At 64.5% G+C, this 9,330-nt stretch carries 5 protein-coding genes; 2 read left to right on the top strand and 3 right to left on the bottom strand.

The annotated features are described in order from the left end of the window. Positions 1 to 548 (bottom strand): acyl-CoA thioesterase domain-containing protein (locus tag DOM32_RS06445; protein ID WP_110632385.1); only part of this gene is annotated, 548 nt, incomplete at its 3' end. A gap of 116 nt (positions 549 to 664) precedes the next feature. On the opposite strand from DOM32_RS06445, the gene tadA reads away from it, so the two are divergent. Continuing rightward, positions 665 to 1,150 carry a tRNA adenosine(34) deaminase TadA gene (tadA, locus tag DOM32_RS06440; protein ID WP_110632454.1) on the top strand — a complete coding sequence of 162 codons (486 nt, stop codon included), beginning with the start codon at positions 665 to 667 and terminating at the stop codon, positions 1,148 to 1,150. Positions 1,151 to 1,226: 76 nt separating this feature from the next. Here tadA and DOM32_RS06435 read toward each other — a convergent pair whose 3' ends face one another. Together DOM32_RS06435 and mltF are read right to left on the bottom strand one after the other, a co-directional pair. Next, positions 1,227 to 3,194: a sensor domain-containing diguanylate cyclase gene (locus DOM32_RS06435; RefSeq protein WP_110632382.1), complete on the bottom strand. Its 1,968-nt coding sequence runs from the start codon at positions 3,192 to 3,194 to the stop codon at positions 1,227 to 1,229. A gap of 87 nt (positions 3,195 to 3,281) precedes the next feature. Beyond that, positions 3,282 to 4,730, bottom strand: coding sequence for a membrane-bound lytic murein transglycosylase MltF (mltF, locus tag DOM32_RS06430; protein WP_110632451.1), 1,449 nt, complete (start codon positions 4,728 to 4,730; stop codon positions 3,282 to 3,284). A 290-nt stretch (positions 4,731 to 5,020) separates the two neighbouring features. Between mltF and purL the strand changes: the two genes are divergently transcribed. Beyond that, positions 5,021 to 8,962 (top strand): phosphoribosylformylglycinamidine synthase, encoded by a 3,942-nt coding sequence (purL, locus tag DOM32_RS06425; protein WP_110632379.1) that lies wholly within the window; start codon positions 5,021 to 5,023, stop codon positions 8,960 to 8,962. Positions 8,963 to 9,330 lie beyond the last annotated feature (368 nt).

The following is a 9,330-nucleotide window of genomic DNA, read 5'->3' as shown; positions in this document are numbered from 1 at the left end:
AGCAGGTAGCGGTGCAGGGCAGGATCCGACGGCATCGTGCTGCCGCCCATGCGGAACCAGATCATCCGCGAGGGCGGGCAGTCGTGGCATTCTTCCACCGTGATGAACTCGACGGGATGACCGCGAAAGCGCTGATGGACCGCCTTGCCCTCCGCCAGCAACGCTTCCGGCGACGGCACGTCGGGCGCGGTAGGCTGGTGGTGCAGGCCGTGTTCACGCCCCTGGAAGGAAGCGCTGCAGAAGAATATCGGCTTGCCTTTCTGAATCGCCGTGACCCGACGCGTGGTGAAACTGCCGCCATCGCGAACGCGATCGACGGAATAGACGACTGGCAACTGGGCATCGCCGGGGCGCAGGAAATAGCCGTGCAGCGAGTGCAAAAAGCGGTCTTCGGGGACCGTGCGGGTAGCGGCGGCGGCGGATTGTCCGAGGGCCTGACCTCCGAAAAGCTGCGGCAGTCCCAGATCCTGGCTCTGGCCGCGGAACAGGTTCTCCTCCAGCGCTTCCAGGCCAAGAAGCTGGATAAGGTCGTTCAGCGCTTGTGTCATTCGGGTATCCTTGATGGCGCGTCGATGAAGGCTTTTCGAACCAGATTCGTCACGAGTATATCCTGCTCGCCGACGACTCGCCGCGACGCCGGATGGGGCAATACGGGACGGTCATGATACGTAGCGACGAATTCTACATGCACCGTGCGCTGGAGCAGGCGCAACGGGCGTTCGACAGTGGCGAGGTGCCGGTTGGCGCCGTGGTGGTCGATGCGGCGGGCACGGTGATCGGGGCCGGCTACAACTGCCCGGTCGAGGGAAAGGACCCGACCGCTCATGCCGAAGTGCAGGCGCTGCGCAGCGCGGCGCTGGCATTGGGCAACTATCGGCTGGACGAGTGCTCGCTCTATGTCACCCTCGAGCCCTGCCTGATGTGCACGGGCGCGATCATCCATGCCCGTATTCGCCGGGTCGTCTACGCCACCGCCGAACCCAAGGGCGGCATGGTCGAATCCCGCGCCAATCTCTTCGCACAGCCCTGGTTCAATCACCGCGTCGAGATCGACGGAGGCGTGCTTGCCGCCCCGGCGAAGCGGTTGCTCCAGCAGTTCTTTCGGGAACGTCGCCAGCATGATGCGTCACCGGGGACCTCTTCGAACTGACCGAGCCGGCGCGAAGGGGGAGCTTCTGTCCGACCCTACGCTGTGTCTGGAAAATGTCTGCGTTTTCAGACAGAGCTTAAAGCGTCGATTCGGACGGCTCGGCAAGCACGACGCGATTGCGGCCCTCCTGCTTTGCGCGGTACAGCGAATCGTCGGCGGTCTGGAAAATCCGGTTGCGCTGCAACGGGAGCGAGTCGGTGACGCTGACCCCGATGCTCAGCGTCACCGGCTCGTCGTTAGGTAGCACGAGGCCGCTCTGGGCGACCGTTCGGCGTATCGATTCGGCGATCTTCCCGGCCATATGGCGATCGCAATTCGGCAGACAGGCGACGAACTCCTCGCCGCCGTAGCGGGCGAACATTCCGCCCGCGCGCTCCACCGGCAGGCGGCAGCGCTCGGCGATCGTCTTGAGGTAACGATCCCCCTCCAGATGCCCGAAATGGTCGTTGACGCTCTTGAAGTGATCGAGATCGCAGATCAATACCGCCAGTGGCAAGGGATGCTCGCAGGCATCCATCCAATGCATCAACTCGCGCCGATTGGGCAGTTGGGTCAACTCGTCGTGACTGGCGATCCATTCGATTTCCTGCTGAAGCCGTTCTCGCTCCTTGATCTCTTCGCGTAGCGAGGCGTTGGCCTGATTGGCCAGACGATGCTGGTGCGCCAGACGCCGATAGATGTAGAGCACCATATGCAACAGATAGGCGAGCAGAATGCCGAAGATCAGGGTGATTTCCGGTAGCCTGCTCCGCATCGCCTGTAACCAGGACAAGGAGGGTCTCACGCTGAGGATGAGCCGGTCGGTGCCCATCTCGACCATCTGTTGATAGCGCCAGTCGGCCAGGTCGCCGAGCGGGCCATAATGGAAATAGAGCTGGCCGTTGCCGCTGAGCGTGATGGCTTGATTCCTGTTGCTGGTTTGCGCGAGCAACGAATTGAGCAGAGTGTCGACGCTGACCGACATGCTGACCGCGCCCAGCAGCGTGCCATCGACCAGGTTGCGCACCGGCAGATAATTGATGATGCCGCGCCCGCCCTGAAGGAAGTCGACGATGCCGGTCTGCCCCTCGATGCCGTAGATCAGCGATCGGTCCAGTGCTTTCCTGGCCAACGTGTACGACTTGTAGAGATTGAGGTCGAGGGTGGATTGATTGCCGCGCAGCGGATAGACGCGGATGACGGTGCCATCGAGGTCGATGAAGGCAATGTTACGGAAGTAGCCGAAATCGTCGTGATAGCGTTTGGCCTGCTGTTCCCATTCCGAGCGTGTGGGCACGTGCCCCAGCATGTTCCAGAAACTGGCGAAGCGTCGCATGGCCTTGACGTGATCGTCGGTTTCCGTGGCCAGCAGAGTCGCGATCCTGTTGCCCTCGCTGGCGGCGAGGGCGTAGAGGCGCAGGTCATCCGTCTGGCGCTGCTCCTGCCAGCTGACCATGGCCAGCAGCGCGATCAAGCCACCGACCAGGAGCGGTAGCAGAATTCGCCGCCAGTAGCGTCGTAGCGTCGGAAAGAGCGATAGCCCCTGAGCGGCCCACAACAGCCATAGCGCCACCAGCATCGGCAACGGGATACCGTTCAGGCTGGAGGCATGTTCCGGTGGTGGAGTCAGCCAGCGATAGCCGAGCCAGGCGCCGCACATGGCCACCAGCAGCAGCGTGATGGGGGAGCCCAGGCCCAGCCGCGACAGCAGCAGCACATTGAGAATCAGCCCGAAGATCATGCACAGCGCGAGAATGGGTGGGCGGCTGTGGAAGAGCTCCCAATGGCCCGGCAGAAAATCGAGCCCGCGTTGCCAGAGATCGACGCTGACCCAGTGTTCCGCGATGAGAAAGGTGGCGATGATCGCCAGGGTCAGGATACCGGTGGGAATCAGCAGCCAGCGACTGGTCCCGATCCGCTGACGAAGGGCAGCGAACTGACCCAGCCACAGCAGGCCAAGCAGCAGAAGGATCCAGTACTGGTCTGGCTCGCCGTCTGGCCAGAGACCCAGCAGCAAGGCCGGAAGTGCCAGATACAACGACAGACGGGACAACACCATCGACATAGACGTTAGGGTTCTCCACCGCGGCTGCCGACGACAGCCCAGCGACAACTCGGCGACAATCCGGTGACAGTCTGGCAGAACGACCGGTCACAGCAGGGGAGCGACGGTCTCGAGAGGTAGCGTATCCCCCTCGAGTGCGCGCTCCCCTAACAGGTTGAACTGCTGCTGGCTGCGATTGACGTACTTTAATATTTCGTAATAGCGGCGCACGTTACGCACGTAGATTACCGGTTCCCCGCCACGAGCGTAACCGTGGTGTACCCGAGAGTACCATTCCCGGTCCTGCAGCAACGGCAGCGCTTCGCGAACGTCGGCCCAGCGGTTGGGATCGCCCCCGCGCAGGCGGGCGATATCCTGGGCATCGAACAGGTGCCCGAGCCCGACGTTGTAGGCGGCCAGCGCCATCCAGGTGCGATCCGGCTCGGGGATGTCCTCGCTGAGGCGCTGCTTGACCTGAAGCAGGTATCGCGCGCCACCGTCGACGCTCTGGCGCGGGTCGAGGCGATTATCGATGCCGATCTCCTCGGCGGTGGGGCGCGTCAACATCATCAGGCCGCGAACGCCGGTCGGCGATTCGGCATCGGCTTCCCAGTGCGATTCCTGGAAACCCAGCGCCGCCAGCAGACGCCAGTCGAAACCGGTCTCGCGCGCGGCCTCCTTGAAGTAAGGCAGAAAACGCGGCAGACGAGTGCCGATGTGATGGATGAAAAGCCGGGCGCCGACATACTCGAGGTAGTCGTCATGGCCGAAATACCGTCCGATGAGCTCGTCCAGCCCGCCATTGCGCCGCTGCGCCTGGAGAAAGTCGTTGGCGGCATTGAGGAGATCGATCGGCTGGTTTGCCGCAAAGGCCCAGGCCAGGCTCAGGGGCTTGCCCAACGGAAAGCCACGCTCGACGTTGGGGAAGAACAGGCGGTTGAGCTGGAACTGGTGGGTATAGACGACAGCGGCATCGAGATCGTCGCGCTCGACCATCTCCATCAGATCGGCAATGGTCAGCCCGTCCGCTTCGCGCCAGCCGAGCCCCGGCAGGTTCTGCTGCTGCGTGTGCAGTGCCTCGGCGTTGCCGGAGTTGGCAATGACCCCGATACGCAGCCCCACGAGGTCGTCCAGGGTGCGCACCGGTGGCAGGCCACGGCGATAGACCACCAGCGGCTGCAGCGTCAGAATCGGTTTGCTGTAGCGAATGCCCGGTCGGCTCAGATCCAGAGACAATGCGGCGGCGCCCATGTCCGCCTTGCCGCTGCGCACGTCGTCGAGGACGTCGTCGATACGGGTATCGCTGTCGACCGCCAGACTGACGCCCAGCGACTGTGCGAAACGTCGCATCAGTTCGTATTCGAATCCGGTCGGCCCATGCCCTCCGTTATAGAAGGTAATGGGACCCTTGCGAGTCGCGACCTGCAGGAAATCGCGCTTTCGAATCGGATCGAGCCCGTCACTGTAGCGCAGCGCGAACTGAGCGGGGCAGAGAAGAGTCGCCAGCGTCAGCAGCACTGTCAGCGCGAGTCGCAGACGTGTCAGGAGCTTGGGCATGCAATGGGGTCGGTAACAGCGTGACGGGACACCATAGCCGGCCACCGTCTCGCTGTCATCCATTCGGTTTCCTGCCACGCACCCCGAAACGCGGGCATCAGGCGTCGATCATGGCGGTATCTTCCCCGCCGGATTCATGGCTTGCGACCGAGACCGGCGTGTTGACTTAGCGAGCGCCGCCGCTTTCCAGTATCATGTCGCCCTGATCCCGGCATCGCTGCCCGTCTCGAGCTCAGTATCTCGAAATGAGACAAACGCGATCCTCGACCGTCCTGGAGGCTTTCCACGCCATGCTCGAATTGCAAGGCGCTCCCGCGCTATCTGCATTCCGTCACGCCAAACTGCTCGCCGATCTTCGCGCTGTCGTTCCCGAAGTCGAGTCTCTCAGCGCGCATTACGTCCACTTCGTCGATCACCATGACGAGCTCGATGATCAGGCTCGCCAAGTGCTGGACCGGCTGCTGGACTACGGTGTTCAAAGCCTCGAAGGTTTCGAAAGCCGTGGCAGCGACGCCGACCAGCGTGCGTCCACCGACGGCCATCTGTTTCTGGTCGTTCCCCGTATCGGCACGATCTCGCCCTGGTCCTCCAAGGCCACCGATATCGCCCACAATTGCGGGCTGGATCAGGTCGCGCGCATCGAGCGAGGCATCGCCTACCGCGTGACATTGAAGAGCGCACCGAGCGCCGAGGCCTACGAGGCCATGGTCGCGCACCTGCATGACCGCATGGTCGAAACCGTGCTGTTCGACTCGAGCGACGCGGCCAAGCTGTTCTCGCACCACCAGCCGACGCCGCTGGCGACGGTGGACGTGCTGGGCGGCGGCCGGCCGGCGCTGGCCAGCGCCAACACCGAACTGGGGCTGGCACTCGCCGACGACGAGATCGACTACCTGGTCGAGGCCTTCGGCGAGCTCGGGCGCAACCCGACCGACGTCGAACTGATGATGTTCGCCCAGGCCAACTCCGAGCACTGCCGCCACAAGATCTTCAATGCTGACTGGGTGATCGACGGCGAACCCGAGACGCACTCGCTGTTCAAGATGATCAAGAACACCTTCGAGCAGTCCAGCGACAAGGTGCTCTCGGCCTACAGCGACAACGCGGCGATCATCGAAGGGCCGACGGCCGGGCGCTTCTTCCCCGCGCCGGACAGCCAGGTCTACGGTGCGACCCGGGAGCCGATCCATATCCTGATGAAGGTGGAAACCCACAACCACCCGACCGCGATCGCCCCGCATCCGGGCGCGGCCACCGGCGCCGGCGGCGAGATTCGCGACGAGGGCGCGACGGGGCGCGGCGGCAAACCCAAGGCGGGGCTCACCGGCTTCACCGTCTCCAACCTGCGCATTCCCGAATTCGTGCAGCCGTGGGAAGCCTTCGACTACGGCAAGCCGGAGCGGATCCAGTCGGCGCTCGACATCATGCTCGAAGGGCCGATCGGTGGCGCGGCGTTCAACAACGAGTTCGGCCGGCCCAACCTCAACGGCTTCTTCCGCACCTTCGAGCTCGATGCGGTGGGCGCCGGCGGCATCGAGCGTCGCGGCTACCACAAGCCGGTGATGCTGGCCGGCGGCTACGGCAACGTCCGCGACGGCCACGTGCTCAAGGGCGACATTCCGGTCGGCGCCAAGCTGATCGTGATGGGCGGCCCGGCGATGCTGATCGGTCTCGGCGGCGGTGCGGCGTCGTCGATGGCGTCCGGTGCTTCCAGCGAAGATCTCGACTTCGCCTCGGTGCAGCGCGACAACCCCGAGATCGAGCGTCGCGTCCAGGAAGTGATCGATCGCTGCTGGGCGCTGGGTGACGCCAACCCCATCGCCTTCATCCACGATGTCGGCGCCGGCGGTCTCTCCAACGCCCTGCCGGAGCTGGTCAAGGACGGCGGCCGCGGCGGCCTGTTCGACCTGCGTGCGGTGCCCAACGCCGAACCGGGCATGAGCCCGCTGGAAATCTGGTGCAACGAGGCGCAGGAGCGTTACGTGCTGGCGGTCACGCCCGAGCAGCTCGACACCTTCGATGCGCTGTGTGTCCGCGAACGCTGCCCCTACGCCGTGGTCGGCGAAGCCACCGAAGCGCACCATCTGGCGGTGCGCGATGGCCATTTCGAAGCCGATCCCGTCGATCTGCCGATGAGCGTGCTGTTCGGCAAGCCGCCCAGGATGCAGCGCAGCTTCGAGCGGCACACGCTCAACCTGCCGGGGCTGGGGCTCGACAACCTCGACCTGCGTGAAGCGCTGGATCGCGTGCTGCGGCTGCCCACGGTGGCGTCGAAGAGCTTTTTGATCACCATCGGCGACCGCTCGATTACAGGCCAAGTGGCCCGCGACCAGATGGTCGGCCCCTGGCAGGTACCGGTGGCTGACTGCGCGGTGACCACCTCGAGCTACGACACCCACGCCGGCGAAGCGATGGCGATGGGCGAGCGCCCGCCGGTGGCGCTGATCGATCCTGCGGCCAGCGCGCGGCTGGCGGTGGCCGAGGCGATCACCAACCTGGCGGCGGCACCGATCACGCAGCTTTCCGACATCAAGCTCTCCGCCAACTGGATGAGTGCGGCCGACCACGTCGGCGAGAATCAGGCGCTGTATGATGCCGTTCACGCCGTGGGCATGGAACTCTGCCCGGCACTGGGTATTGCCGTGCCGGTGGGCAAGGATTCGATGTCCATGCGCACTGCCTGGCAGACAGAAGAGGGTGACGAGAAGAGCATCACCGCACCGCTGACGCTGAACATCACCGGCTTCGCCCCGGTCACCGATGCGCTGCGCACACTCACGCCGCAGCTGCGTCTCGACCAGGACGAGAGCGATCTGATCCTGATCGACCTTGGCCGCGGCCAGAACCGTCTCGGCGGCTCGGCGTTGGCGCAGGTCTATGGTCAGGTCGGCAACGTCTGCCCGGATCTCGACGAGGCCGAGGACCTGGTGGCGTTCTTCAACGTCATCCAGGGGCTCAATGCCGACGGCAAGCTGCTCGCCTATCACGATCGCAGCGACGGCGGCCTGATCGTGACGCTGCTGGAGATGGCCTTCGCCGGCCGCGGCGGGCTCGAGATAAAGCTCGACTGGCTCACTGACGATGCCGTCGGCGCGATGGATGCGCTGTTCGCCGAAGAGCTCGGCGCAGTGATTCAGGTCAACCGTCAGGATACCGAATTCGTGCTGGCGCAGTTCGCCGCCGCCGGGCTCGAGACCTGCGGTGTCATCGCCCGGCCGCGTTACGACGATCAGGTCCGCGTGACGCTGTTCGAAGAGCCGCTGCTGGAAACCACCCGCGCCATGACCCAGCGCACCTGGTCCGAGACCAGCTACCGGATGCAGGCGCTGCGCGACAACCCCGAGGCCGCCAAGAGCGAGTTCGACGGCCTGCTCAACCTGCGCGATCCGGGGCTGTCGGCCAGTCCGACCTTCGACGTCGACGACGACATTGCCGCACCTTTCATCCAGACCGGCGTGCGCCCGCGCGTGGCGATCCTGCGCGAGCAGGGCGTCAACGGTCACATGGAGATGGCGGCGGCCTTCGATCATGCCGGTTTCGAGGCGGTCGACGTGCACATGAGCGACATCCTCGCCGGGCGTGTCACCCTCGACGACATGAAAGGCCTGGTCGGCTGCGGCGGCTTCTCCTACGGCGACGTGCTCGGCGCCGGCGGCGGCTGGGCCAAGTCGGCACTGTTCAACGGCCGCGCGCGCGATCAGTTCGCCGCCTTCTTCGAACGCGAAGACACCTTCGGCCTCGGCGTCTGCAACGGCTGCCAGATGTTCTCGCAGTTGAAGGAGCTGATCCCCGGCGCCGAGCGCTGGCCGCGCTTCGTGCGCAATGACTCCGAACAGTTCGAGGCCCGCGTATCGATGGTGCAGGTCGAGGAGAGCCCGTCGATCCTGCTCGCCGGCATGGCCGGCTCGACCCTGCCGATCGCCGTCGCTCATGGCGAAGGTCAGGCGCTGTTCGAGGACGGCGGCCACCTGCGCAGCATGCAGACCAGCGGCCAGATCGCGATGCGCTACATCGACAACGAAGGCCAGGTCACGACTCGTTATCCGGCCAACCCCAACGGCTCGCCGGCCGGCATTACCGGCCTGACCACGCCGGATGGTCGCGTCACGATCATGATGCCGCACCCGGAGCGTGTCGCCCGCGCGGTGACCAACTCCTGGCGCCCGCCGGAGTGGACGCAGGACGGCGCGTGGATGCGGATGTTCCGCAATGCCCGCGTCTGGGTTGGTTGATGTAAGGGGTTGACGTCAGCGTTTTGGCGTGACGATGGAAGCCGGCTTGCCCTGGGGTCTTATACCCTGGGGCAAGCCGGTTTTTTGTCTGAGGACATCGCTATGGATGGTTATATCTGCCAGCGCCTTCGAAAGCGCGCTGGCGGATTGACGGCTAGCCGGGTCTTTCGACATGGATGTCGAAAGAGGCGCACCAGGACAGGATGTCCGTGTGCGCCGACCCGAAGCGCAGCCGGCGAATTAGCCAGGGTTTCGCGATTTCGGGCGCAAGGAGAGGGAGAGCGAAGAGAGGGCGAGCGTTAAGCCCTCTCTTCAGACCGTGCAAAAGGATAGTAAGACCGTAAGCAGTCGTGTCCTTTGCTGAGTCC

This window comes from Salinicola salarius (genome assembly GCF_003206135.1).
GTDB classification, from domain to species: Bacteria; Pseudomonadota; Gammaproteobacteria; order Pseudomonadales; family Halomonadaceae; genus Salinicola; species Salinicola salarius.
The sequence above is the reverse complement of the archived record's forward strand: the minus strand, read 5'-3'. Positions and strand labels throughout refer to the sequence as shown.